This window comes from Pseudonocardia oceani (assembly GCF_019263585.2).
Lineage (GTDB): Bacteria > Actinomycetota > Actinomycetes > Mycobacteriales > Pseudonocardiaceae > Pseudonocardia > Pseudonocardia oceani.
Genome location: NZ_JADQDF010000001.1, coordinates 4,683,047 through 4,705,681, shown reverse-complemented (window position 1 = coordinate 4,705,681; position 22,635 = coordinate 4,683,047). Strand labels below are relative to the sequence as shown.

Genomic DNA, 22,635 nt, shown 5'->3' with positions numbered 1-22,635 from the left:
CAGAACCCTGGCCGAAATCCGCCTCCGGTCACCCCTTCCCACCCCGGCATCTCCCCGGCGAACCTTGACAGCAGTCCGAGCACCACTCATATGATGCGCATGATCAGCAGTTATACCTCTCGCCTGACCATCGGCTCTCGACATGAGGGGCTCCAGATGACGACACCGGAGGCGACGATCGCCGAGGTTCGCACGGACGTCCGACGGTTCCTGGCCGAGGAGCTGGCTGCGGCCTCCTTCCGACCGACGTGCGACTCCTGGATCCAGGGCCAATCGGTGGCGTTCAGCCGGAAGCTGGGTGACCGCGGCTGGCTCGGGATGACCTGGTCGCAGCGCTACGGGGGCGGGGGGCACTCGGCGCGCGAGCGGTTCACCGTGATCGAGGAGCTGCTCGCCGCGGGAGCGCCGGTCGCCGCGCAATGGATCGCCGACCGCCAGACCGGGCCGCTGCTGCTGCGCGCAGGCACCGAGCAGCAGAAGCGGACGTTCCTGCCGGCCATCGCGCGGGGCAGGCTGTTCATCGCCGCCGGTATGAGCGAGCCCGACAGCGGTTCGGACCTCGCCTCGGTCCGGACCCGCGCCGTCCCCACCGCGTCCGGCTGGCGCGTGAGCGGGCGCAAGGTGTGGACCAGCCACGCCCACCGGAGCCACTACCTGCTCGCGCTCGTCCGCACCGCGGCACCGGACGGCGACCGCCACGCCAGGCTCAGCCAGATGCTGATCAAGCTCGACTCCCCCGGTGTGGCGGTGCGGCCGATCGAGGTGATGACCGGCGAGTCGCATTTCACCGAGGTCACCCTCGACGACGTCGACGTGCCGAACGAGATGGTCGTCGGCAGGGTCGGGGACGGGTGGCGTGGCGTGATGTCGGAGCTGGCGCATGAGCGCAGCGGCCCGGAGCGCTACCTCAGCACGTTTCCGCTGCTCGCCGAGCTGGTGTCCGGCGGGACGGTGGACGGCGAGACCGAGCTGGCCGACATCGGCTCGGCGACCGCCCGGCTCTGGGCCCTGCGCAGCCTGTCGCTGCGCGTGCAGGATCTCCTCGAGCGGGGCAGCCCGACCGACACCGCGGCCGCGCTGGTGAAGGACCTCGGCACCCGCCTGGAGGGCGACATCATCAACATCACCCGGCGGCGTCCCAGCGCGGACCGGGCCGCGCCGACCATGGCGCGCTGCCCGGACTGTTGCGCGCGGCCCAGCTCGCCGCGCCGTCGTTCACGCTGCGCGGCGGGACGAACGAGATCCTCCGCGGACTGGTCGCGCGCGGACTGGGGGCCCGAGATGCCTGAGATGCCGGGAACCGTCGAGGGGGACGAGCGGGATCTGCTCCGGGCGACCGTGGCGAGGCTGCTGACCGACCGGGCGCCCTCCGCCCGCGCCGATGCGGCCCGGCAGGGGTGGAGCCCCGGCCTGTGGGCGCTCCTGGAGGAGGCCGGGCTCACCCTCGTCTCCGTTCCGGAATCGGCGGGCGGCTCCGGGGGCGACGTGAGCGACCTCGCCGTCGTGGCCCAGGCCTGCGGCTACCAGGCGGCCCCGGTGCCGCTGGTGGAGACCGCGCTGCTGGCTGGTTGGGCGCTCGCGGCGGCCGGGCTCGCGGTGCCGCCCGGCCCGCTCACCGTCGTGCCGTCCGCCGCCGCCGCATCCGCCACGCTGGCGCCCGACGGTCCCGGCCTCCGCGTCCACGGCCGGCTCTGCGGCGTCCCGTGGGCGCGGGCCGCCCGGCAGGTCCTCCTCCTCACCGCGGCGCCGGGGGATCCGGGCCGGGTCGTGCTCGCGGCGGTCGACCCGCGCGACTGTGCCGTCGAACCCGGCACGAACCTCGCCGCCGAGCCGCGCGACACCCTCGTGCTGCCCGCCGGCGGCGTCGCGTGCACGCCGCTGCCCGCCGACGGCCCGGACCCGTCCGCGGCGGTGCTGCGGGGGGCGCTGGGCCGGGCCCTGCTGATGGTCGGGTCGCTGCGCCGGGTGCTCGACCTGACCGTGGGGTACGCGCGTGAGCGCGAGCAGTTCGGCCGTCCGATCGGCCGGTTCCAGGCCGTCCAGCAGCAGATCGCCGCGCTCGCGGGCGCCGTCGAGCAGGCGCAGGCCATGACCGACCTGGCCGTGGCCGTCCTCGACGATGGCGGCTGCGCAGCCGAGGCCGTGATGGCGGCGAAGATCTGTGCGGGGCAGGCCGCGTCCGTCGCGATCGCCGTCGGGCACCAGGTACACGGCGCGTTCGGCTTCACCACCGAGCACGAGCTTCACCTGCACACGCGCAGGCTCATGGCGTGGCGCGACGAGTACGGCGCCGAGTCCGAATGGGCGGCCGAGCTGGGCGCGCGGGTCACGAGCGCCGGCCCCGACGGGCTGTGGGACCTGCTGACCGGCCGGTCGGCCGCGGTGGCCGCCCGATGACGGCCGTTCCGCCGCCCGCGCCTCCCGGCTTCCTGACCGGGGTGCGGGTGCTCGACCTGAGCGCGTACCTGCCCGGTCCCTTCTGCACCCAGATCCTGGCCGACCTCGGCGCTACGGTGATCAAGATCGAGGGACCGGGCGGGGACGCGGGGCGGCAGCTGCCCGGTGCCCTGCACGAGGCGGCGAACCGCAACAAGCGCAGCGTCGTCCTCGACCTGAAGACCGACCGGGGGCAGGCGCTGGGGCGCGGGCTCGCCGCCGGGGCCGACGTGCTGGTGGAAGGCTTCCGCCCCGGCGTGGCGGACCGGCTCGGCATGTCCTACTCGGCGCTGCGCGCGGTGAACCCGTCGATCGTCTACTGCTCGGTCTCCGGGTTCGGGCAGACCGGTCCGCTGCGCGATGTCCCCGGCCACGACGTCACCTACCTTGCGGCCAGCGGGCTGCTGTCCTTCCCCGGCGGCTGGGGTGACAGCGCACCGCCCCGGCCGGGGGTACCGGTGAGCGACCTGGCGGCGTCCACCTACGCGGCCATCGCGATCCTGGCCGCGCTGTACCGGCGCCGGGGCACGGGCGAAGGTACCCACCTCGACCTGGCGATCGCCGACGCGGCCCTGTCCTTCGCCAGTACCAGGGCCGACCAGCGCCTGGACGACCGCGGCCCGAGCAGCACGCACCTGCACCCGTCGAACGACCTGTTCGAAGCCGCCGACGGCGTGCGGATCGCGATCGGCGCCGTCGAGGAGCACTTCTGGGAGCGGCTCGCCGCGCTGCTCGCCGAGGAGGTCCCGGCGCTCACCGATCCCCGCTTCGGCTCCGCGGAGGGGCGGCGCGCGCACGGCGACGACCTCGTCGCGCTGCTGCGCCGCGCGGTGCGCGCCCGCCCGGCCGCCGACTGGCTGGCCGCGTTCGCCGCGGCCGACGTCCCGGCACACCGGGTGCTGTCCGTGGGTGAGGCCAGCCGCTCCGCGCACGTGCGGGCGCGCGGGGTCGTCGCGGACAGCGACCGCGGGCGCCACGTCCTGTTCCCCGTGCTGCGCGACGGCGCCGTCATGGGCACCATGCGCAGCCCGGCGCCCGCGCTGGGCGCTCACACCGAGCAGGTGCTGGCCGACGTTGCAGCCGGGAAGGAACCGTGGATCCTGTGACGGCGCCGCACGCAGGTCCCCTCGACGGGATCACGGTCGTCGACCTCACCTCGACGTTCATGGGCCCGTACTGCACGTTGCTGCTGGCCCAGATGGGTGCCGAGGTGGTCAAGGTCGAGACGCCCGCCGGGGACGTGGTCCGTTACATCGGCGACGATCGCGGCGCCGGGATGGGCCCGGTGTTCCTCAACGCGAACCAGGGCAAGCGCAGCGTCGCGCTGGACCTGAAGGCGCCGGCCGGCCGTGAGGTGCTGCTGCGCCTCGTGGCCACCGCCGACGTCGTCGTGCACAACGTGCGCCCGGAGGCAGCACGCCGGCTGGGCATCGGCTACGACGAGATCGCCGCGGTGAACCCCGCGGCGATCTACTGCGCGCTGCGCGGCTACGGCAAGGAGGGCCCGTACCGGGACCGGGCCGCCTACGACGACGTGATCCAGGCGAGCTGCGGGCTGGCCGCAGTGCAGGGCACGGCGGACGAGCCCGCGTACGTGCGTTCGCCGGTGGCCGACAAGGCGGTGGGGTTGCTCGCGGTCAGCGCGATCAGCGCGGCGCTCTTCGCCAGGGGACGCACCGGCCGTGGCCAGGAGATCGAAGTCCCGATGCTCGAGTCGATGGTCACCTTCACGCTGCTGGACCAGCAGGGCGGCTACGTCTTCGATCCGCCCCGCGGCGCGGCCGGGTACGCCCGGACGGCCTCGCCGTACCGCAAGCCGTACCGGACCGCCGACGGCTACCTGAGCGTCATGGTCTACACCGACGCGCAGTGGCGCACGTTCTTCGCGTTGATCGGACGGCCCGACCTGGCGACCGAACCGCGGTACCGGACGATCACCGAGCGGACCCGCAACATCGACGAGCTCTACCAGCTGGTCGAGAAGGAGCTGCTGGCCCGGCCGAGCGCCGAGTGGCTCGCCGTGCTGAGCGGGGCGGAGATCCCGGCGGCGCCGGTGCACTCGGTGCCCGACCTCTTCACCGACGAGCACCTGGCTGCGGCCGGGCTCTTCGAGCAGGTCGAGCATCCCTCCGAGGGCCGGCTGCGGCTGGCCCGGTTCCCGATCTCGTTCGACGGGTCGCATCCGGACCGGCCGCGCCCGGCGCCACGGCTGGGCCAGCACGGCGGCGAGGTGCTCGCCGAGCTCGGGTACGGCCCGGAGGAGATCGCCGCGCTCGCCGAGGCGGGCGTCGTCGTCGTCGTCGAGAAGGAGAACAGGTCATGACCGAGGTCCGCTGGGGAATCAGCGACGGGATCGCCGTCGTCACCCTCGCCGCACCGGAGCGCCGCAACGCGCTGACCGTGGAGATGGCTGGCGAACTGGAGGCGGCCTTCGACGAGATCGACGCCCGTGACGACGTCGGTGCGGCCGTGGTGCGCGGTTCCGGTGGGTCGTTCTGCGCCGGCGCGCACCTCGGGGTGCTGGGCGAGGCCGCCCACGACCCGCTGGACGACGAGGCGCAACGCGACATCGACGCCCTCTACGGCTCGTTCCTGCGCGTCGGCCGGTGCCGGACGGCGACGATCGCCGCGGTGCGCGGGGCCGCGGTCGGCGCGGGGCTCAACCTCGCCCTGGCCACCGACCTGCGCATCGTCGCCCGCGATGCGCGCCTGATCTCGGGCTTCCTGCGCATCGGGGTGCATCCCGGCGGCGGGCACTTCACGCTGCTCAGCCGGGCGGCGGGACGGGACGCCGCCGCGGCGGTCGGGCTGTTCGGCCACGAGATCGACGGCGAGCGGGCGGCCGCCCTCGGGCTCGCGTGGCAGGCGGTCGACGACGCCGATGTCGAGGCGACGGCGCTGCAGGTCGCCGCCCGCCTCGGCAAGGATCCGGCGCTGGCCCGGCGGATGACCGCCTCCTTCCGTCGCGAGGCCGGGCCGCCCGCGACGTCGTGGGACGTGGGGCTCGAGATCGAGCGCGGCCCGCAGATGTGGTCGTTCCGCAGGCGGGCGAAGGCGTCCGCGACCTGACACGGAGGTGCACCATGACCGGATTCGTGGACTGCGACGTGCACAACGCGGTCCCCGACCTGTCGGCGCTGTTCCCCTTCCTCGCCGACCGCTGGGTGGACTACTGCGTGGAGAGCGGCGTCGACGGTTTCGATCCCGCGTTCTACCCGGCGGGGATGCCGCTGTCGGCCCGGCCCGAGGCGCGGCGTGGCGCCGGCCTGCCGGGGTCCGATCCGGACACGGTGCGCGCCCACGTCCTCGACGGCCCCGGTGCCGGGCACGCGATCCTCAACTGCCTCTACGCGGTGCAGGCCCTGCACAACGCCGACTGGTCGACGGCGCTGGCCGGCGCCCTCAACGACTGGCAGGCCGCGACCTGGCTGGCCGCCGACCCGCGCTTCCGGGCCTCCGTCGTGGTCTCGCCGCACGATCCGCGTACGGCGGCGGAGGAGGTCCGCCGGAGGGCGGACAACCCCGGTTTCGTCCAGGTCCTGCTGCTCGCCTCGACCCAGGTACCGCTCGGTCAGCGGGCGCACTGGCCGATCTACGCCGCCGCCGAGGCGGCGGGGATGGCCGTCGCGATCCACCCTGGGGTGGCCGGGGCGAACGCGCTCTCGCCGGTCGGCTGGTCCTCGCACTACATCGAGGACTACGCCGGCGCGGCGCTGACCCTGCAGTCGCAGCTGACCAGCCTGGTGTCCGAGGGCGTCTTCGCGGCGCACCAGGGGCTGCGGGTGGTGCTGCTCGAGAGCGGGGTGACGTGGCTGCCCTCGCTGATGTGGCGCTTCGACAAGAACTGGAAGGCGCTGCGCCGGGAGGTGCCGTGGGTGGACCGGCCGCCGTCGCAGCTCATCCGGGAGCACGTGCTGCTCACCGTGGCTCCCTTCGACGGCCCGCCCGACCCGACCCCGGAGTGGATCGACCGGTTCCTGACGCAGATCGGGTCCGCCGAGATGCTCCTGCACGCGAGCGACTATCCGCACTGGCATCACGGCGACGGGCCGGGCACGCTGCTGGGGCACCTGTCCCCCGCCGAGCGGGCGCAGGTGCTGCACGGCAACGCGGCCCGCCTCTACGGGCTGCCCGAGGAGGCCACCTCATGCGCACCAACGGGTTGATCGACTGCGACGTGCACAACGCGGTGTCCTCGGACGCCGCGCTGCTCCCCTACCTCCCGGCCCGCTGGCACCGGCACCTCGAGCTGGTCGGATCGCGCACGTTCTCGCCGTTCGCCAAGGGCTACGCCTATCCCAAGGCCGCGCGGTTCGCCAGCCGGCACGACGCCTGGCCACCGTCGGGCGGCCTGCCCGGCTCGGACCTGGACTTCATGCGTGCGCAGCTGCTGGACGCCTACGGCGTGGACTACGCGGTATTGAACTGCCTCTACCGGGCGTCCGAGCAGCGCTACGACGCCTACGGGGCCGCGCTGGCCGCGGCGGTCAACGACTGGCAGGTCGAGCACTGGCTGGAGCGCGACGCCCGCCTGCGGGCCTCGATCACGGTGCCGTTCGAGTCCCCCGGCCTCGCCGCCGCGGAGATCGACCGGGCCGCCACGCACCCCGGATTCGTTCAGGTGCTGCTGTTCCCGCGCACTCAGCAGCCGCTGGGCAAGCGGCACTACTGGCCGATCTACGAGGCGGCCACGCGGGCCGGGTTGCCGGTGGGGATCCACGCGGCGTCCACCACCCCTGGCCCCGTCACCGCGGCGGGCTGGCCGTCCTACTACATCGAGGACCACACCTCGCTGGCCGTCGCGTTCCAGGCCCAGGTGATCAGCCTGATCATGGAGGGGGTCTTCGACCGGTTCCCCGACCTGCGCGTCGTACTCATGGAGGGCGGCTTCGCCTGGGTGCCGGCCCTGGGCCACCGGCTCGACGCGCTGCACCACCGGCTGCGCGACGAGGTGCCCGACCTCGAACACCCGCCCTCGCACTACCTGCGCGATCGGATCCGGATCACCACCCAGCCGATGGAGGAGCCCGAGCGTCCCGCCGACCTCGTCCCGCTGATCCGCGACATCGGCCAGGACGTCCTGATGTTCTCCACCGACTATCCGCACTGGGACTTCGACAACCCGCACCGCGCGTTCCAGACCAGGGTGCCGGCCGACCTGCACCAACGGATCATGTTCGACAACGCCAGCGCCCAGTACCGGTTCACCCCGTGACGGCCAGGGCGTACGTGGTGGCGACCGCGACGGAGATCCCACCGGGCGGCCGCAAGATCGTCGACGTCGCCGGCCGGTCGGTCGGGGTGTTCAACGTCGGCGGCAGCTACTTCGCCCTGCGCAACGCCTGCCCGCATGCCGGCGGTCCGCTGTGCGAGGGCGTGCTCTCCGGCTTCGTCAGCTCGCCCGCGCCGGGCCGGTACACCTACGAGCGGCGCGGCGAGTTCCTCCGGTGCCCCTGGCACCAGTGGGAGTTCGACATCCGCACCGGGCGGTCGTGGGTGGACCCGGTGCGGGCCCGCGTGCGCAGCTACCAGGTGGGCGTCGAGCCCGGCGCGGATCTACTGGCCTGCGGCGCCGAACCGGCCGGCCGGGGGCGGGGCCCGTACTCGGCCGAGACCTACCCGGTGACCAGGGACGGCGAGTTCGTCGTCGTGCACGTCTGATCGCCGATGTCCGGCGATCGGACACTCGTTCGGGTCGGATCGAGTTAGCGTCACGAAGGACTTCGAGCTCGCTCCGCGGCACGTGGCCGTGCCGGTTCCGGAGCGCTCGACCTCGTCCTCCGAATGACCCGAGATGCCGATCTGGAGGCTCTGCGTGAAGATCTCATGCGCGTTCGCGACCTCGCTGGACAGCCACGAGCACGCCCGAATCGCAGAAACGTTGGGCTACGAGCGGGCATTCTTCTACGACTCGCCCGCGCTCTATCCGGACGTCTGGGTCCAGCTCTGTCGGGCCGCGGATCGCACGGAGCGGATCGTGCTCGGGCCGGGCGTGCTGATCCCGAGCCTGCGGCACCCGATGGTGACGGCCTCGGCGATCGGGACCCTGGCCTCGGTGGCCGGTCCGGACCGGACGATGGTCGGCGTCGGCTCCGGGTTCACCGGGCGGCTCTCCATGGGCAAGCGGCCCATCCCCTGGGCGAAGGTCAAGGAGTACGTGCTCATCGTGCAGGCTCTGCTGCGCGGTGAGGAGGTGGAGTGGGACGGCGGCATCATGACGATGCTGGCGCCGAACGACCGCTACGCCCCGGCCCGGCCGATCGAGGTCTCCTGGGTGATCGCCGCCAATGGGCCGAAGGGCTACGGGGTCACCCGCGATCTCGGCGCCGAGGTGCTCACCATCCTGGTGCCGAACCCGGACTTCGCCTCGAGCGTCATCCTCGACTTCGGGACGGTGCTCGACGACGGCGAGGACCCCGGGTCGCAGCGGGTGGTCGACGCCGCGGGCCACGGCCTGAGCGTCGTACTGCACTGGGCGGTCGAGCACGGCGCGATCGACGAGCTGATGCCGGAGCGGGGCCGCGAGTGGGCTGCGGCCTACGACGACGTGCCTGCCGAGAAGCGCCACCTGGCCCTGCACGACCGGCACCTGGTCGCGGTGAACGAGCGCGACCGACCGTTCGTCACCGGCGACCTGATGGTCAAGGGCGGGCTGGCGCTGTCGGCGTCCCAGTGGCGGGACAAGCTCGCCAAGCTGGAGGCGGGCGGATGCACCGAGATCGCCTACCAGCCGGCAGGCCCGGACATCCCGCACGAGCTCGAGGCCTTCGCCGCCGCGGTCCACGCCTGATCGACGCTCCCCACCCTCGGGTCGGCCGCCAGGCGGCCCACCCGGCGCGCCCTGGAGGACACGAATGGTCAAGACGTGGATCTTCGACATCTTCAACTACCCGCACGACCCACGGCCCGAGATGTTCGACCCGGCGAAGTGCGCAGAGTTGTACGACTGGCACCTCGAGTCGTGGCTGCGCGCCGACGAGCAGGCGTTCGACGGCATCTTCTTCAGCGAGCACCACTTCACCGCCTACAACGTGAGCCCGTCCCCCAACCTCCTGGTGGCGACGGTGGCCAGGCTGACGAAACGGATCCGCCTGGGCGTCATGGCCAACATCGTCCCGTTCCACGACCCGCGCCGGCTCGCCGAGGAAGCCGCCATGCTCGACTACCTCACCGGTGGGCGCCTCGAGGTCGGGTTGGGTCGCGGCGTCGACGAGCAGGAGTTCCTACGCCAGGGCATTCCGATGGAGGACACCCGCCCGCGGTTCGAAGAGGGCATGGAACTCATCCACACCGCCTGGCACAACCCGGTGTTCAGCCACCACGGCCGGTTCTGGAACTACGACGACGTGACGATCTGGCCACGTCCGCTGCAGCAGCCCAACCCGCCGGTGTGGATCACCGCACTGAGTCCGGCGACCGTCGAGTGGGCGGGCCGCAAGGGCTACAAGATGGGCAACACCTTCCTGCCGACAGCGGACACCAAGGACATGCTCGACCGCTACCGCGCCGCGGCCGCCGAGGCCGGGAACTCCACCAGCGCCGACCAGGTGGCGGTGATGCGCAATGTCTTGATCGCCGACACCGACGAAGAGGCCAGGGAGATCGCCGAGCCCGCCTTGAGCCATCTGTTCTCGCTGTTCAAGGAACACGCCATCTTCGACGACCTGGACAACGTGCCGGCCGGATACGAGTACTACTCGTCGTTCTTCCGGCCGTTCGTGTCGGGGCCGATCAGCTGGCAGGACCTCATCGACGCCGGGATCATCTGCGTCGGTTCCCCGGAGACGGTGCGCGACCAGCTCGTGGAGCAGGCCAGGACGATGCACTGCGGGAACATCATCTTCTGGGGGTCGTTCGGCACGCTCACCCGCGAACAGACGCTGCGGTCCTACGAGCTGTACGACAAGGAGGTCATTCCGGCGTTGAAGAGCCTCACCCTCGACTGAGCGGCGGGCGCGTCGGGGGGCGCTGCGGGTGTCTCGTCGACCAGCGCGACGTCCTCGGCGTAGCGCCACACGACCGCGAACAGCGCCATCACCGGGTCCCGGTGAGGAACTCGAGCGCCAAGGCGTTAAACGTCTGCGCCTGTTCCCATTGCGGCCAGTGCCCGGCGTCCTTGATCACCTCGAAGCGGGCGTCGGGCATCCTCTCGGCCATCGCCTGTCCGGCCGCGGCGGGACCGGACGGGTCGTCGCTGGTCCAGATCACCAGCGCCGGCCCGGTGATCGCCGCGAGCTCGGCGCCGGTGAGCAGGTTGCGCCGGCGGATCTCCGGGTCCTGCAGGCACAGCAGGTGCCGCATCGAGGTGGCGAAACCGGGCTGGGCGTAGATCGTGCGCCGGATGTCGACGAGCTCGTCGGTGACCGACGCCGGGTCGGCCATCAGCCACTCCAGCCGGGCCCGGATCCGCTCGGGGCTCGGGTCGTCCGCGGCGGCCTGGCTCAGGGTGCGGATGCGCTCCATCACCTCGGGGGTGGCCATGGTGCCGCCCGGCGTGTTCAGCACGATCCGGCCGACCCGCCCGGGGAACTCGGCGGCGAACTTCGCCGCGACCCAGCCGCCCAGGGACTCGCCCGACAGGTGCGCCCGGTCCACCCCGAGGACGTCGAGCAGCCCGCGCAGGTGCGCGACGTAGTCGGGCAGCTCGAGGTCGGCGGTGGCCGGCGTGGTGTAGCCGTGGCCGGGGTAGTCGTAGGCGATGACGCGGAAGTGCTCGGCGAACGCGGCGATGTTGCGGGCGTATGCCTCCAGGTGCCCGCTGGTGCCGGCCATGAGGACCAGCGGCTCGCCCTGACCTGCTTCCAGCACCCAGGCCGAGGAGCAGTTCGCCGCCCACCTTGAGCACTTTTACCACAAGGGCCTGCACCTGCCCCCGCACTACATCGCGACCCCGGGCTACTCGGACTACAAGAGCATGGTCAACCTCTTCAGCTCCGGGATGCCCGAGTACCTCGACTACACCGTCGACCTCAAGCCGCTCACCGCCAAGGACATGATCGAAAAGGGGTTCGCGGTCGTGGGCAGCCCGAGCACGGTCCGGGAGCGGCTCGAGGACATGTGCCGGACGCTCAACGTCGGACATCTGATGACGGTGCTGCAGTTCGGGTCCATGCCCCACGACATGGCCATGCAGAACATCGAGCTGTTCGGTCGCCGGGTTCTGCCCCACCTCCAGAACCTCTGGCAGGCCGAGGGCTGGGAGAACCCGTGGTGGCCCGAGAAGTGCGCCAAGAAGCCCGCCGTCCAGGCCCAGGCCTGACCGTCCCGGATCGGAGACACACACCATGACCGCACCGACGACCGAGACCGTCCCGCTGCGCCACTGCAGCTTCGAGGCGAGCGTGAAGGTGGCGGGGAGCGGTAGCCCCGTCGTCTACCTGCACACCGCGGGCGGCCCACGCTGGGACGCCTTCCTGGACGCGATCGCCGAGCATCACACCGTCTACGCGCCCGACCACCCCGGTACCGGCGACACCCGCCGGGAGTCCATCCACGACGTCGACACGCTGTGGGACCTCATCCTGATCTACGACGAACTCCTCGACGGGCTCGGGCTGGACTCGGTGCCGGTCATCGGCAGCTCGTTCGGCGGGATGATGGCCTGCGAGCTCGCCGCGCTGCGGCCAGACCGGGTCAGCGACCTCGTCCTCATCGACCCCATCGGGCTCTGGCGCGACGACGAACCGGTCGCGCCCTACATGATGATGTCGCAGGCCGACCTGGTCGCGACGCTGTTCAGCAACCTCGACGCGGCGCCCGTCCAGGATTTCCTCACCCTGCCCAGTGACCCGAAGGACATCGCCGTCGCCATGGCCGACTCCATCTGGGCGCTGGGGGCCACCGGGAAGTTCGTCTGGCCCATACCCGACAAAGGCCTGAAGAAGCGGCTGCACCGCATCACCGCGCGAACACTGATCCTGTGGGGCGAGGACGACAAGCTGATCTCGTCGACCTACGCGCACGACTTCCAGGTCGCCATCGCGGGCTCCCGCGTCGAGATCGTGCCGGGTTCCGGACACGTCCCGCAGTGGGAGCAGCTCGACACGGTCGTGCCGCTGGTGCTCGACCACCTCAGGGACTAGATCCCCGGACATGACCACACCCGCCCGACCCAGTGAATCGGGCGGGTGTCGCCGTCAGGGGTTCAGCCGGATTTGCGCTCGGCTCCAACCAGTACGTAGACCATCGTGCAGTGCCGGTCGCTGCGGTTGCGCCACCCGTGCCGGGTCCCCTGCTGCACGACGCAGGTGCCCGGCGTGACGTGCACCTCGGCGCCGTCGTCGAGCTCGAGCCAGATCTCACCGTCCACGCAGATCCCGTAGTCGATGCTGTCCGTGGTGTGCATCCCCGGGGCATCCGGCTCGAACACCCCGATCAGGCCGGGCTGCTTCTGCTCGGCCTCCGCTACGACCTCGTCCATCCCGGCATCGGTGGGCGGAGTCGAGTCGGGCGCGAACCGCACGATGATGAACCGCGTGCCGCCCGGCCCGGGGAAGAACGGGAACGGCACCGTCGCGGGGTTGTCACCCGCGCCGACGATCGGGGTGCCGTCACCCGTGCCCCAGATGTTGTAGAGCTCCGACCCGGGCATGACCATCACGGACGACGGCTCGAGTCGAGCCTCCTTGGCGAACACCGACCTGCCGTCGCCGGTCCGGTCGGTGACGACCACCTTGGCGTCGAACGCCATGATCTCTCCTCCTGTTGTGAGTGGGCGGATCGCTAGCGGACGAGGACGTCGACGCCGGCGGCGATGAGCGCACCGTCGGCACCGCGTCGATCCGGTTCACCAGCGGTGCCTGATGGTCATGTCCCCGAAGCCGACGTCGACCACCACCCGGAACGCCTCGCTGGACGCCGGGAACATCGCGGTCGCCGAGACCGAGGCACCGCCCCCGACCTCGATGGACCCCACGGGTGCATGTCGCGCGGACATCGTCCTCAAGCCGCCAATGCGCCTAGGACCGGCTTGAACGGATAGATCTGCGTGTCGACGACCACGCCCCGCGCGACGTAGGGATCGTTGTCGAGCAGCGGCTTCAACTCCGCGTGGTCGGCGACCTCGAACACGAGGATGCCTCCGGTGCCGTCCTCGAACGGGCCGGCGATGCGCAACGAACCCGATGCGATCAGATCCTTGAGATAGGCCCCGTGCGGGCCGCGCGCCTCGTCGATCAGCGCGATGTCGTCGGTGTAGCGCCACACCACGGTGAAGAACGCCATGTCGGTCTCCTTGCAATAGGTTGATCAGTCCCACTCGGTGTGGGCCCGGAATTCCGCCACCGTCGTCGGTGAGCCGGCCCTTGGTGCCCGCGTAGGCGAGCATCGCCGTGAGCCTCTGCGGCCAGTCGTCCCCGACCCGGCCCTGGGCCGTCGCACAGCGTCGACGCTGACGACGGCGGCACCGCGTCGACCGAGACTATTTTGCGACGATCACGGAGCATGGGCCGTGGTCAGCCGGCGATCAGCCGGGGAACTGGGGCATGATCTTCTCGCCGAAGAGCTGCAGGTTCCGCCGGACCTCGTTGAAGGGCAACATGCCCTGGTCGGACCACCAGACGAAGTACTCCGGGTTGCCGTTGTCGGCCAGCTCGTGGATCTTGTCGGCCACCGCGTTCGGCTCGCCTGCGTAGAGGTAGTGCGACTCCTCCATGCGCTCGATCGTCTGGGGGACGTCACCAGTCTCGCCGGCGCGCCGGAAGACCTCGTAGAAGCCGTGGTGGCCCCAGAACTCTCGCCAGCCGGTACCCGACACCCCGCGCTGCGCCTGGCGCATCGCCTCGTCCTTGTTGCGTCCGAAGTGGACGGACCGCAGTACTCCGGTGTCCTCACCGAGTGCGAGGTCACGGCCGTGCTGACCCGCCTCGTCCTGGTAGGCCTCGACCATCTTGCGGTAGTCCTCGGGGATCGAGGTGAGGATGACCGGGCTGATCCCCTCACGGGCTGTCCAACGGATCGTGTTCTCGCTCATCGAGAACGCCTGGAACAGCTTGGGGTGCGGCTTCTGGTACGGCTTGGGCACGACGGAGATGTTGTGCAGCAGGCCGTCCTCACCCATCTCGCCGTCTGCACCGAACCGGCGGGTGTAGTCGCCCGCCTTCCAGGGGGAGGCCGGGTACGGGAACGGGAACTTGTAGAACTTCCCGTCGTAGTTGAACGGCTCGTCCTTCCAGGCCAGCTTGAGGATCCGGTAGACCTCCTCGAACAGCTCGCGGTTGAGCTTGTCGCGCTCGCTCGCGTCGCTGGTCGCGGTCTGAACCGGTAGCAGCTGCGTCATGGCGTTGAACCAGCGCTCCTGATAGCCGCGCGCCATGCCGACGACGGTCCGGCCCTGCGTCATCTGGTCCAGCCACGCTGTGTCGATGGCCAGCTTGACCGGGTTGTGGCTGGGCAGCACGTAACCGACCGGGCCGACCTTGATGTTCTTGGTGTGGTGCGCGACATCGAGGTAGAGCGAGCTGGGCCCACCCATCTCCATGCCCTCGGTGTGCAGGTGGTGCTCAGGGAAGCAGATCGCCTCGAAGCCGTAGTCGTCGGCCATCTTGGCGAGCTCGCGCACCTCGGTGAGCATCTGCTGCCACTTCTCGGTCCGGTGGCCGATCGGGCGCAGTGCCTCCCGTTCGCTCTCCGTCGCCGGAAGTGCCGGGAGCATGAAATAGATGAACTTCACGTGTTCACTCCTCCATCGGGTTCGGTGAGGGCATCCTTGGAGCAGACCCCGGACTACCGATCGCTCCGTGTCCCTGCGGCCGCGACGGTCTTCGTGCAAGACCGATCGAAGCTTGAGCCGGGGCGAACGCTAGCCGCGCGATCCGGCTGGTACCTGTCCGAATCTGCGACACAGCGGACCTGTGAGCGGCACGATCAGGGGTACCGACGCGCTCGAAGATGGCGACGGCGAGGGCCGTGAGCAGCGAATACCGGACCGGCAGGCTCGAAGGGCACGAGGGGCGTCCCCGCCGCGGGCCAGCGCTGCCTATCATCATCATGCGCAGCTATTCGGGAACGGCCCGAGGTGCCATGAGCGAGAGGGTGTCGAGATGGGGACGGACGCGTACACCGGCGGCCGGCGGAGCCCGAAGATGTCCGAGGTCATCGCCCGCGAACTGGCGAGCCACATCGTGGACGCCAAGCTCCCGGCTGGCAGCGTCCTGCCCACCGAGAAGGAGATGATCGAGAGCTTTGACGTCGGACGCTCCACCATCCGGGAGGCGCTGCGACTGCTGGAGACCCGGAACGTCATCACGCTGCGTCCGGGGCCCGGCGGAGGGCCGGTGGTGCGCCGCCCCCGCCCGGAGGACCTGAGCGAGGCCCTCAGCCTCATCCTGCAGTTCGAGGACGCCTCGCTCGACGACGTGATGCAGGCGCGGCGCGCGCTCGAGCCCACGATCGCCCGGCTGGCGGCCACCCGGATCACCGAAGCGGACCTGGACCTCATGGAGCGGACCGTCCGCGTGGTCCTGGAGAGCCCCGATCCCGAGGTGTTCCAGGAGCAGAACCGGATCTTTCATTCGACGCTGTCGCGAGCCGCGTGCAGTGTCGTGCTTCAGGTGTTCGTCGAGAGTCTCGGCAGCGTCGCCGACGGTATCGCGGGCGGTGTCACCTACTCGCCGCGGCGCTACGTCGCGGCGGCCCACGCACACACTCGCATCATCGAGGCCCTCCGGGCCAACGACGCGGACTGCGCCGAGCAGTTGATGCGCAACCACCTGGACGAGGCCGACGGCTACTGGCACAAGAAGCACAGGGACCTGGTGTCACGCCCGGTGCTGTGGCGGCGTTGAACCGCCCGGTGACGCCTACGCCTCCCGGCCGGCGTCGAACGGCGCGGTGTTGAGCAGCCTGCGGCGCACGGCCCCGTTCAGCGGCCCGTCCCGCTCGCTGTCGGCCTTGACCCGCTGCCACTCGGGGTCGGCGAGGAACTTCGACCAGCCGTCCTGCATCTGCTGGTAGGACTCCCAGCGCACGGCGTATACGACCTCGCCGAGGCTGTTCTCGCCGAACTCGGTGTGTGACATGAACGCGACGTTGAGGTTCCCCCGGTAGCCCGGAGTGTCGGCTACCTGGCGGTGGCCGGGTCGGGTTCGGCGGCCGCAGCCGCTGGGTGATCGTCGGTGTGAGCATGCCAGGCCGCTTCGTACTCGTCTGGTGAGCGCCACCCGAGCCGGGCTTGGATGCGTTGGGTGTTGTACCAGCCGTCGATGTAGGCGAACAGCGCGTTCTCGGCCTCGTCCCGTGTCCGCCACGACCTCCGGTAGACCAGTTCGGTTTTCAGGGTGGAGAAGAAGTTCTCCATCAGCGCATTATCGTAGGAATCCCCAACCGAACCCATCGACGCGAGAATGCCGTGGTCGTCGAGTCGCTGCCCGAATCGCAGCGACGTGTAATTCGAGCCGCGGTCGGAATGGTGGACCACCTGGCCGTTGCGGATACCGCGTGACCAGGCCGCGTACTCGAGCGCACCGAGGATGAGGTCGGTGTCGCAGCGGTCCGAGCAGCGCCAGCCGACGATCCGGTTGGAGAACGCGTCACGGACCGCGGCGAGCCAGAACACGCCCTGTCCGCACGGGACGCGGGTCGCGTCAGCGACCCAGAGCCGGTTCGGTGCGGGGGCGGTGAAGTCGCGGTTGACCAGGTCCGGCGCCGGGTCGGCGTTTGGGTTCTGCCTGGTCGAGGTGGTGCGCCACTTCTTGCGCAGGAACGCGCCTTGCAGGCCGTGCTCGCGCATCAGCCGCTCGACCCGTTTGCGGGAGATGTGCACGCCGCGGCGGTGCAGGGTGGCGTGGATCCGCGGAGAACCGTAGGTGCCACCGGAGCGGTCGTGGATCTCGACGATCTCGGCGAGCAACTGCTCGTCGGTTCGGCGTCGCGTCGACGGGTGCCGTTGTTGGGTGAGCCAGCCGTAGAACGTCGAGGGTGCGACGTCGAGTACCCGCAGGACCGGGTCGACCCCGAACCGGTCACGGAGATGGCCGACGGCTTTCAATATCGCCTCTTTGTCGGGTCCATCTCCTGGGCGAAAAAAGCACTCGCCGCCTTCAAGATCTCATTGGCCCGGCGCAGCTCGGTGTTTTCCTTCCGGAGCCGGCGCAGCTCCTCGACCTCCGCGCTGGTCGGTAGGTCGCTGCGCTGGCCGCGGTCGGCCTGGGCCTGGCGGATCCAGGTCCGCAACGCCTCGTGGTGAACGCCCAGCTGCTCGGCCAGCCGGCGGATCACCGGGCGTGGGTCGGACTCGAAGTAGAGCCGGACCGCGCGCTCACGCAGCTCATCGGGGTACTTCTTCGGTGCTGCCATCGGAGACTCCCTTCACGGCCTACGGCCATGATCGTCGGTCTCCGAGCTAGCGGGGGAACCTCACGTCGAAGCCGTGCTTGTCAAACAGCCCCAGCGTGTGGTCGTTGAACCGGGCGATCAGGGTCGGCAGCCTGCCCGGCACGACCGTGTACTCCCTCAGCTCGAACAGCATGTCGCTTCCTCCGGTGTTCAACCACTCAGGCATCGCCCGTCGATCCCCAGGGTCCTGATCTTGCGGTACAGCGTGGAGCGGGCGATGCCGAGCAGTTCGGCCGCAGCCTGCTTGTTGCCGCCGCTGTCCTCGAGCGCGTTGAGCAGCGCCTCTCGCTCGACCCGCTGGAGTGAGGTCAGCCGGTGCCTGATCGGCGCCGAGCGGTACTCCGGCGGGAGGTGCTCGATCGCGATGTCGCGGCGGACCGACCGGAGCAGCGCGCTGCTCAGCACCGCGCGAAGCTCGCGGATGTTGCCCGGCCAAACCTGGCCCATCAGGTTCTGGACCGTGGCCGGCTCCAGCCGGGGCACAGGCGAGCGTCGGGTGAGATCGCGAACGAGCACCCTCGCGATGTCGGCGACGTCCTCGGCCCGCTTGCGCAGCGGGGGCAGTTGCAGCCGCGCCGGGAAGCAGTCGCGCAGCCGCGTCATGGCGTCCTCGCCGTTGGTCAGCCGGGCGGTAGCAATGACCTGGATCGGGTGCCCGTCGGCTCGTTCGACCAGGCCGACCGCGCGGAGCGAACTCGACGGGCAACTCGTCGATCTGCCGCAGCACCAGTGTGCCCGGGATGGCGAGAGCCGCCCGAAGCCGCTCGAACCACGCAAGCGGGTCGTCGATGCATTGCCCCGTCTCGAGCACAGTCACGGTGCCGGGCACGCCCGTGCGGTCGTGGAGGTGGCGGGCCAGAAAGGCCTTGCCCGTGCCCGGCTCCCCGGTGATCAGGATCGGTCCCTGGGACCGTGCCACGGCCGTGAGTTCGCGGCGGACGCGCTCGGCCGCGGCACTGCGCCCGGACACCGGGCCCTCGCCGGTCGTGCCGCTCGTGACGGGGCGCCGCGCGCCGACGGCGGTCAGGGGGGCCGGACCCGGCCGCATCTCGATGAGATGCCGGCCTCCTGGTCGTCCTCCCGGACGGTGGTGCACCGGGCCTGCACGACGACGCTGCCGGACAGCCGCAGCTCGCCGCAGTACTCGTCACGGTCGGCGAGCTTGCGCGACGCCCAGTCCCAGAGGAACGGCTGGTCCACCGGGCTCACCAGCGGCCCGGCAAGGGTGCTGCTGATGAGCAGGTCACGGTTCAGGCAGACCACCGCTGCTGTGGAGCGGCGCGTGATCTGCAGGAAACGGTCCAGCAACCGCCGCTCCAGCCGGGTGACGTCGTCGCCGAGGTCGGTCTCGATCCGCGCCGCGGCGTCCTCGACGAGGGGCAGCATCAGGACGCTGTCGTCCTCGGTCCGGCAGGCCAGGGCGAGCACCCCCTTGAGTACGCCGGTCACCGGATGCCTGACCGGCACCGCCCGTGCGCTGAACCCCTGGAGGTTGACCCGGTAGTGCTCGGGACCGACCACCACGAACGGGCGCCGCTCCTCCACGGCGCACCCGATCGCGTTGGTCCCGATGGTCTCCTCGGCCAGCCTGCAGCCGGGGACGATGTGCAGGCAGTCGCACCAGTCGCGCACGTCCGCCCGGCAGGCCCTGAGGGCGACGACCCGCGCTTCCGCGTCGGCCAGGATGATCACCAGCGGCTGCCCTTCGAGCCGCCGCCCGAGCCTCTCGATCACGGGCTCGGCCGACCTCAGGAGGCGAACCGGGCGATCGATGCCGGGGCCACCCGGGATCTCGACTCCGACGCGCTCCACCCCGCTGCGCACCGACCGCTCCCAGGACCGCGCGATCTCGGGTCGGGGCAGGCCAGGGTCGGGCGGTTCGCGCAGGTCTGGACCGGGTTGGAAGGCAAGGGTCACGATCGGTCACCTCGATGTGAGGGGTGCGCGCCGGCATTGCCGCAAGCCGGGCGCTGCCCTCTCGCCCGCGCCCTCTCTCGCTGCTAGACCGTATGAGGGGCCGGCGCCTCGCTCGTAAGTTGGCGCGGGTCACCGTCACGGCGGGTGGCGGTGCCGCATTTACGGGAGGCGCCGGTGCTGGCAGAGCGTACGTGCGTGGGCCTGGATGTTCACGCCCGATCAGTCGTGGGATGCATGATCGACAACGAGGCCGGGGAGATCGCCACGTTGCGATTGTCGCCGCGGACCGAGGCGATCGTGGACTGGGTCCGGTCGCTGCCGGAACCGGCCGCGGTGGCCTATGAGGCGGGTCCGACGGGGTTCGGGCTGGCCCGGGCGCTGCTCGCGGTGGGGGTGCGGTGTGAGGTGGTGGCGCCGGCGAAGCTGGAACGCCCGCCCGGGGACCGGGTCAAGACCGACCGCCGCGACGCGGAGCGGCTGGCCCGGTTGTTGCGGATCGGGGAGCTGCCCTCGGTGCGGGTGCCGACCGAGGCCGAAGAGGCCGCGCGGGACCTGGTCCGGGCCCGTGAGGACGCCCGCGGGGATCTGATGCGGGCCCGGCACCGGTTGTCGAAACTGCTGCTGCGTCACGGCCTGGTCTGGGAGCAGTCGGCCTGGACCGGCGCGCACGAGGCGTGGCTTCGGTCGCAGCGGTTCGACCGGGTCGGGGTGCAGCTGGCCTTCGACGAGGCCTTCGACGCGGTGCTGTCGGTGCACGCCCGCCGGGACCGGCTCGACGCCGCGATCACCGAGATGGCCGCCACCAGCTCGTTCGCCCCGATCGTGGACCGGCTCTGTTGCCTGCGTGGGATCGGGGTGTTGACCGGGTTCGGGCTGGCCGTGGAGATCGGGGACTGGCACCGGTTCACCGGATCGACGATCGGGTCCTACCTCGGCTTGGTGCCCTCGGAATCCTCCAGCGGAGCCCGGCGCGCCCAGGGCTCGATCACCAAGACCGGCAACAGCCACGCCCGACGGCTGCTGGTCGAAGCGGCCTGGCACCACCGCAAGCCCTACCGGCCCAGCCGCGACCTGCTGCGCCGCCGCGCCGGCCAGTCGGCCGCGGTCCGTGACCGGGCCGAGCGCGGCAACCGACGGCTGCACCGGCGCTGGACACGCCTGGACGCCCGCGGGAAGCGCTCCACGATCAGCGCCGTCGCCGTCGCCCGCGAGCTCGCCGGCTGGACCTGGAGCCTCGCCGTCATGGACAGCGCGGTCATGGACAGCGCCGTCATGGACTGAACCACCCTGACCCCGCCGGCGAGGGCTGTGTCGACAGGCGAGTGCGAGGAGCGACCCGCGGCACAGCTATGAGCAGCTGGGCTCGATGACCGCAACTGATCATCGGGTGCGGCGACGCTCGACCCTAGAGACGCGGAACGCTCCCGACGAACATCCGGTCATGCGGTAACCAACCCGCGCATATCAGCCTGACCGCGCGTCGACCACGACAGCCTCTCCGCCACCGCTCTCGCCGGCCTTCCCACCGCCCTGACCAGCCCGAACCGCAACAGTCAGGGCCGATCCCGCATGGGCACTTGACAGCAGGTGCCCCCATATCAGCTAGCTGCATGCTTGCATGTCAGTGATGGGATGAACAGCAATGTGGAGGACGGGTAGAACGCCTGTCAAGGCCTGTTCTCCACACCGGAACGAACGCCGCCCGCCGACGTCGCAGCGTCGTCGGCGACCCTTGACAGCGGCCCGAGCACCGCCCATATGATGCGCATGATCAGCAGCTATAGGAGCTCCACTGACGGCAGCACGAGGCGAGGGACCGCACGATGACGACAACGCAGGCGACCGTCGCCGAGGTCCGTAGCGAGGTGCGCCGGTTCCTCGCCGACGAACTCGCCGCGGGGTCGTTCCGGCCGTCCTGCGACGCCTGGATCCAGGGTCACTCCGCGGAGTTCAGCCGCAGGCTCGGCCAACGGGGCTGGCTCGGGATGACCTGGCCGCGGCGCTACGGCGGCGGCGGGCGTTCGGCGCTCGAGCGGTTCACGGTGATCGAGGAGCTGCTCGCCGCGGGCGCGCCGGTGGCCGCGCACTGGATCGCGGACCGTCAGACCGGGCCGCTGCTGCTGCGCTCGGGCACCGAGCAGCAGAAACAGCGGTTCCTGCCCCTCATCGCGCAGGGACGGTTGTTCATCGCCGCCGGTATGAGCGAGCCGGACAGCGGTTCGGATCTCGCGTCGGTCCGGACCCGCGCCGTCCCGACCGCGACGGGCTGGCGGGTCAACGGGCGCAAGGTCTGGACCAGCCACGCGCATCGGAGCCATTTCCTGCTCGCGCTCGTCCGCACCGAGGCGCGGGACGACGACCGGCATGCCGGGCTCAGCCAGCTGCTGATCGGGCTCGACTCCCCCGGCGTGACGGTGCGGACGATCGGGGCGATGACCGGCGAGTCCCACTTCACCGAGGTCACCCTCGACGACGTCGACGTGCCGGCCGAGCAGGTGGTCGGCCGGGCCGGGGACGGATGGCGCGGGGTGGTGTCGGAGCTGGCGCACGAGCGCAGCGGCCCCGAGCGCTACCTCAGCACGTTCCCACTGCTGACCGAGCTGGTGTCCGGCGGCGCGACCGACGGCGAGACCTCACTGGCCGATGTCGGCTCGGCGACCGCGCGGCTCTGGGCTCTTCGCTCGTTGTCACTGCAGGTGCAGGACCTCCTTGAACGGGGCCAGCCGACGGACACCGCGGCAGCGCTGGTGAAGGACCTCGGCACACGCCTGGAAGGCGACATCATCGACATCACGCGACGAGCGGCCCACCGCAGGCCGGGCCGGACTGGTGGCGCCGCGCTGTCCGAGCTGCTGGGCGCGGCTCAGCTCGCCGCGCCGTCGTTCACCCTGCGCGGCGGGACCAACGAGATCCTGCGCGGGCTGATCGCGCGCGGACTGGAGGCCTGAG

25 protein-coding genes and 1 pseudogene are annotated in these 22,635 nt (G+C 71.0%); 14 read left to right on the top strand and 12 right to left on the bottom strand.

All coding sequences use genetic code 11. The features are described 5' to 3' along the window. Positions 1-156: 156 nt before the first annotated feature. The 9 genes from I4I82_RS23625 to I4I82_RS23585 all read left to right on the top strand — a co-directional run bounded on the left by I4I82_RS23625 (position 157) and on the right by I4I82_RS23585 (position 10,382). A complete protein-coding gene (locus I4I82_RS23625; RefSeq protein ID WP_225920662.1) occupies positions 157-2,397 on the top strand; it encodes an acyl-CoA dehydrogenase family protein in 2,241 nt (746 codons plus the stop codon). Beyond that, positions 2,394-3,542: a CaiB/BaiF CoA transferase family protein gene (locus tag I4I82_RS23620; protein WP_218588994.1), complete on the top strand. Its 1,149-nt coding sequence runs from the start codon at positions 2,394-2,396 to the stop codon at positions 3,540-3,542. Before I4I82_RS23625 ends, I4I82_RS23620 begins: the two co-directional genes overlap by 4 nt. After that, a complete protein-coding gene (locus tag I4I82_RS23615; protein ID WP_218588993.1) occupies positions 3,530-4,759 on the top strand; it encodes a CaiB/BaiF CoA transferase family protein in 1,230 nt (409 codons plus the stop codon). The genes I4I82_RS23620 and I4I82_RS23615 overlap by 13 nt, the downstream gene beginning before the upstream one ends. Beyond that, positions 4,756-5,505 (top strand): enoyl-CoA hydratase-related protein, encoded by a 750-nt coding sequence (locus I4I82_RS23610; protein WP_218588992.1) that lies wholly within the window; start codon positions 4,756-4,758, stop codon positions 5,503-5,505. Before I4I82_RS23615 ends, I4I82_RS23610 begins: the two co-directional genes overlap by 4 nt. 14 nt (positions 5,506-5,519) lie before the next feature. Continuing rightward, on the top strand, positions 5,520-6,602 hold the full coding sequence (locus I4I82_RS23605; RefSeq protein WP_218596017.1) for an amidohydrolase family protein: 1,083 nt from the start codon (positions 5,520-5,522) through the stop codon (positions 6,600-6,602). Beyond that, positions 6,584-7,651: an amidohydrolase family protein gene (locus I4I82_RS23600; protein WP_218592887.1), complete on the top strand. Its 1,068-nt coding sequence runs from the start codon at positions 6,584-6,586 to the stop codon at positions 7,649-7,651. The genes I4I82_RS23605 and I4I82_RS23600 overlap by 19 nt, the downstream gene beginning before the upstream one ends. Continuing rightward, positions 7,648-8,097, top strand: a complete 450-nt coding sequence (locus I4I82_RS23595) for a Rieske (2Fe-2S) protein (RefSeq protein ID WP_218592886.1) — start codon at positions 7,648-7,650, stop codon at positions 8,095-8,097. The genes I4I82_RS23600 and I4I82_RS23595 overlap by 4 nt, the downstream gene beginning before the upstream one ends. Positions 8,098-8,251: 154 nt before the next feature. Continuing rightward, complete coding sequence (locus I4I82_RS23590; RefSeq protein WP_218592885.1) at positions 8,252-9,226, top strand: LLM class flavin-dependent oxidoreductase; 975 nt, start codon at positions 8,252-8,254, stop codon at positions 9,224-9,226. Positions 9,227-9,290: 64 nt separating this feature from the next. Further along, complete coding sequence (locus I4I82_RS23585; RefSeq protein ID WP_218592884.1) at positions 9,291-10,382, top strand: LLM class flavin-dependent oxidoreductase; 1,092 nt, start codon at positions 9,291-9,293, stop codon at positions 10,380-10,382. Between the two features lie 88 nt (positions 10,383-10,470). On the opposite strand, the gene I4I82_RS23580 is transcribed toward I4I82_RS23585, so the two are convergent. Next, positions 10,471-11,244, bottom strand: coding sequence for an alpha/beta fold hydrolase (locus tag I4I82_RS23580; RefSeq protein ID WP_226370222.1), 774 nt, complete (start codon positions 11,242-11,244; stop codon positions 10,471-10,473). A gap of 106 nt (positions 11,245-11,350) precedes the next feature. Between I4I82_RS23580 and I4I82_RS23575 the strand changes: the two genes are divergently transcribed. Both I4I82_RS23575 and I4I82_RS23570 read left to right on the top strand, forming a co-directional pair. Further along, positions 11,351-11,695 carry a hypothetical protein gene (locus tag I4I82_RS23575; protein WP_218592883.1) on the top strand — a complete coding sequence of 115 codons (345 nt, stop codon included), beginning with the start codon at positions 11,351-11,353 and terminating at the stop codon, positions 11,693-11,695. Between the two features lie 25 nt (positions 11,696-11,720). Further along, positions 11,721-12,518, top strand: a complete 798-nt coding sequence (locus I4I82_RS23570; RefSeq protein ID WP_218592882.1) for an alpha/beta fold hydrolase — start codon at positions 11,721-11,723, stop codon at positions 12,516-12,518. A gap of 62 nt (positions 12,519-12,580) precedes the next feature. Here the strand turns inward: I4I82_RS23570 and I4I82_RS23565 are convergent, their stop codons facing one another. The 4 genes from I4I82_RS23565 to I4I82_RS23555 form a co-directional block, all read right to left on the bottom strand. Beyond that, a complete protein-coding gene (locus tag I4I82_RS23565) occupies positions 12,581-13,126 on the bottom strand; it encodes a cupin domain-containing protein (RefSeq protein ID WP_172167079.1) in 546 nt (181 codons plus the stop codon). Between the two features lie 96 nt (positions 13,127-13,222). After that, positions 13,223-13,351, bottom strand: a complete 129-nt coding sequence (locus I4I82_RS34515) for a hypothetical protein (protein ID WP_267460504.1) — start codon at positions 13,349-13,351, stop codon at positions 13,223-13,225. 26 nt (positions 13,352-13,377) lie between these two features. After that, positions 13,378-13,659, bottom strand: coding sequence for a YciI family protein (locus I4I82_RS23560; RefSeq protein WP_218592881.1), 282 nt, complete (start codon positions 13,657-13,659; stop codon positions 13,378-13,380). Positions 13,660-13,900: 241 nt separating this feature from the next. Further along, positions 13,901-15,106 carry an LLM class flavin-dependent oxidoreductase gene (locus I4I82_RS23555; protein ID WP_218592880.1) on the bottom strand — a complete coding sequence of 402 codons (1,206 nt, stop codon included), beginning with the start codon at positions 15,104-15,106 and terminating at the stop codon, positions 13,901-13,903. Positions 15,107-15,476: 370 nt separating this feature from the next. Between I4I82_RS23555 and I4I82_RS23550 the strand changes: the two genes are divergently transcribed. After that, entirely contained in the window at positions 15,477-16,220 is a 744-nt protein-coding gene (locus I4I82_RS23550; RefSeq protein WP_218592879.1) for a FadR/GntR family transcriptional regulator, read from the top strand. A gap of 15 nt (positions 16,221-16,235) precedes the next feature. Here the strand turns inward: I4I82_RS23550 and I4I82_RS23545 are convergent, their stop codons facing one another. The 7 genes and pseudogenes from I4I82_RS23545 to I4I82_RS23515 all read right to left on the bottom strand — a co-directional run bounded on the left by I4I82_RS23545 (position 16,236) and on the right by I4I82_RS23515 (position 19,686). Continuing rightward, on the bottom strand, positions 16,236-16,595 hold the full coding sequence (locus tag I4I82_RS23545) for an NIPSNAP family protein (RefSeq protein WP_226370221.1): 360 nt from the start codon (positions 16,593-16,595) through the stop codon (positions 16,236-16,238). Next, a complete protein-coding gene (locus tag I4I82_RS23540; RefSeq protein ID WP_218596015.1) occupies positions 16,496-17,422 on the bottom strand; it encodes an IS3 family transposase in 927 nt (308 codons plus the stop codon). Before I4I82_RS23540 ends, I4I82_RS23545 begins: the two co-directional genes overlap by 100 nt. Then, positions 17,419-17,730, bottom strand: coding sequence for a transposase (locus I4I82_RS23535; RefSeq protein ID WP_218596014.1), 312 nt, complete (start codon positions 17,728-17,730; stop codon positions 17,419-17,421). The genes I4I82_RS23540 and I4I82_RS23535 overlap by 4 nt, the downstream gene beginning before the upstream one ends. A gap of 46 nt (positions 17,731-17,776) precedes the next feature. Continuing rightward, a complete protein-coding gene (locus I4I82_RS23530) occupies positions 17,777-17,902 on the bottom strand; it encodes an NIPSNAP family protein (RefSeq protein ID WP_218596574.1) in 126 nt (41 codons plus the stop codon). A 17-nt stretch (positions 17,903-17,919) separates the two neighbouring features. Next, positions 17,920-18,372 carry a helix-turn-helix domain-containing protein gene (locus tag I4I82_RS23525; protein WP_218589133.1) on the bottom strand — a complete coding sequence of 151 codons (453 nt, stop codon included), beginning with the start codon at positions 18,370-18,372 and terminating at the stop codon, positions 17,920-17,922. Positions 18,373-18,481: 109 nt separating this feature from the next. Continuing rightward, positions 18,482-18,817, bottom strand: a pseudogene (locus tag I4I82_RS35065) (sigma 54-interacting transcriptional regulator); the annotation flags it as partial. After that, on the bottom strand, positions 18,793-19,686 hold the full coding sequence (locus I4I82_RS23515; RefSeq protein WP_504739262.1) for a hypothetical protein: 894 nt from the start codon (positions 19,684-19,686) through the stop codon (positions 18,793-18,795). The pseudogene I4I82_RS35065 and the gene I4I82_RS23515, both read right to left, overlap by 25 nt. Before the next feature lie 144 nt (positions 19,687-19,830). Here I4I82_RS23515 and I4I82_RS23510 point away from each other — a divergent pair, with 144 nt between their 5' ends. Further along, positions 19,831-20,967 carry an IS110 family RNA-guided transposase gene (locus I4I82_RS23510; protein ID WP_308112823.1) on the top strand — a complete coding sequence of 379 codons (1,137 nt, stop codon included), beginning with the start codon at positions 19,831-19,833 and terminating at the stop codon, positions 20,965-20,967. Between the two features lie 542 nt (positions 20,968-21,509). After that, entirely contained in the window at positions 21,510-22,634 is a 1,125-nt protein-coding gene (locus tag I4I82_RS23505) for an acyl-CoA dehydrogenase family protein (protein WP_172167092.1), read from the top strand. Position 22,635 lies beyond the last annotated feature (1 nt).

Bases quoted from the DNA above. Each gene is read 5' to 3' on its own strand.
- I4I82_RS23585 (WP_218592884.1), top strand. From the start codon at position 9,291: ATGGTCAAGACGTGGATCTTCGACATCTTCAACTACCCGCACGACCCA.
- I4I82_RS23620 (WP_218588994.1), top strand. From the start codon at position 2,394: ATGACGGCCGTTCCGCCGCCCGCGCCTCCCGGCTTCCTGACCGGGGTG.
- I4I82_RS23550 (WP_218592879.1), top strand. From the start codon at position 15,477: ATGGGGACGGACGCGTACACCGGCGGCCGGCGGAGCCCGAAGATGTCC.
- I4I82_RS23625 (WP_225920662.1), top strand. From the start codon at position 157: ATGACGACACCGGAGGCGACGATCGCCGAGGTTCGCACGGACGTCCGA.
- I4I82_RS23565 (WP_172167079.1), bottom strand. From the start codon at position 13,126: ATGGCGTTCGACGCCAAGGTGGTCGTCACCGACCGGACCGGCGACGGC.
- I4I82_RS23570 (WP_218592882.1), top strand. From the start codon at position 11,721: ATGACCGCACCGACGACCGAGACCGTCCCGCTGCGCCACTGCAGCTTC.
- I4I82_RS23505 (WP_172167092.1), top strand. From the start codon at position 21,510: ATGACGACAACGCAGGCGACCGTCGCCGAGGTCCGTAGCGAGGTGCGC.
- I4I82_RS23605 (WP_218596017.1), top strand. From the start codon at position 5,520: ATGACCGGATTCGTGGACTGCGACGTGCACAACGCGGTCCCCGACCTG.
- I4I82_RS23600 (WP_218592887.1), top strand. From the start codon at position 6,584: ATGCGCACCAACGGGTTGATCGACTGCGACGTGCACAACGCGGTGTCC.
- I4I82_RS23535 (WP_218596014.1), bottom strand. From the start codon at position 17,730: ATGGCAGCACCGAAGAAGTACCCCGATGAGCTGCGTGAGCGCGCGGTC.
- I4I82_RS23530 (WP_218596574.1), bottom strand. From the start codon at position 17,902: ATGCTGTTCGAGCTGAGGGAGTACACGGTCGTGCCGGGCAGGCTGCCG.
- I4I82_RS23575 (WP_218592883.1), top strand. From the start codon at position 11,351: ATGGTCAACCTCTTCAGCTCCGGGATGCCCGAGTACCTCGACTACACC.
- I4I82_RS23525 (WP_218589133.1), bottom strand. From the start codon at position 18,372: ATGACGCGGCTGCGCGACTGCTTCCCGGCGCGGCTGCAACTGCCCCCG.
- I4I82_RS23560 (WP_218592881.1), bottom strand. From the start codon at position 13,659: ATGGCGTTCTTCACCGTGGTGTGGCGCTACACCGACGACATCGCGCTG.
- I4I82_RS23610 (WP_218588992.1), top strand. From the start codon at position 4,756: ATGACCGAGGTCCGCTGGGGAATCAGCGACGGGATCGCCGTCGTCACC.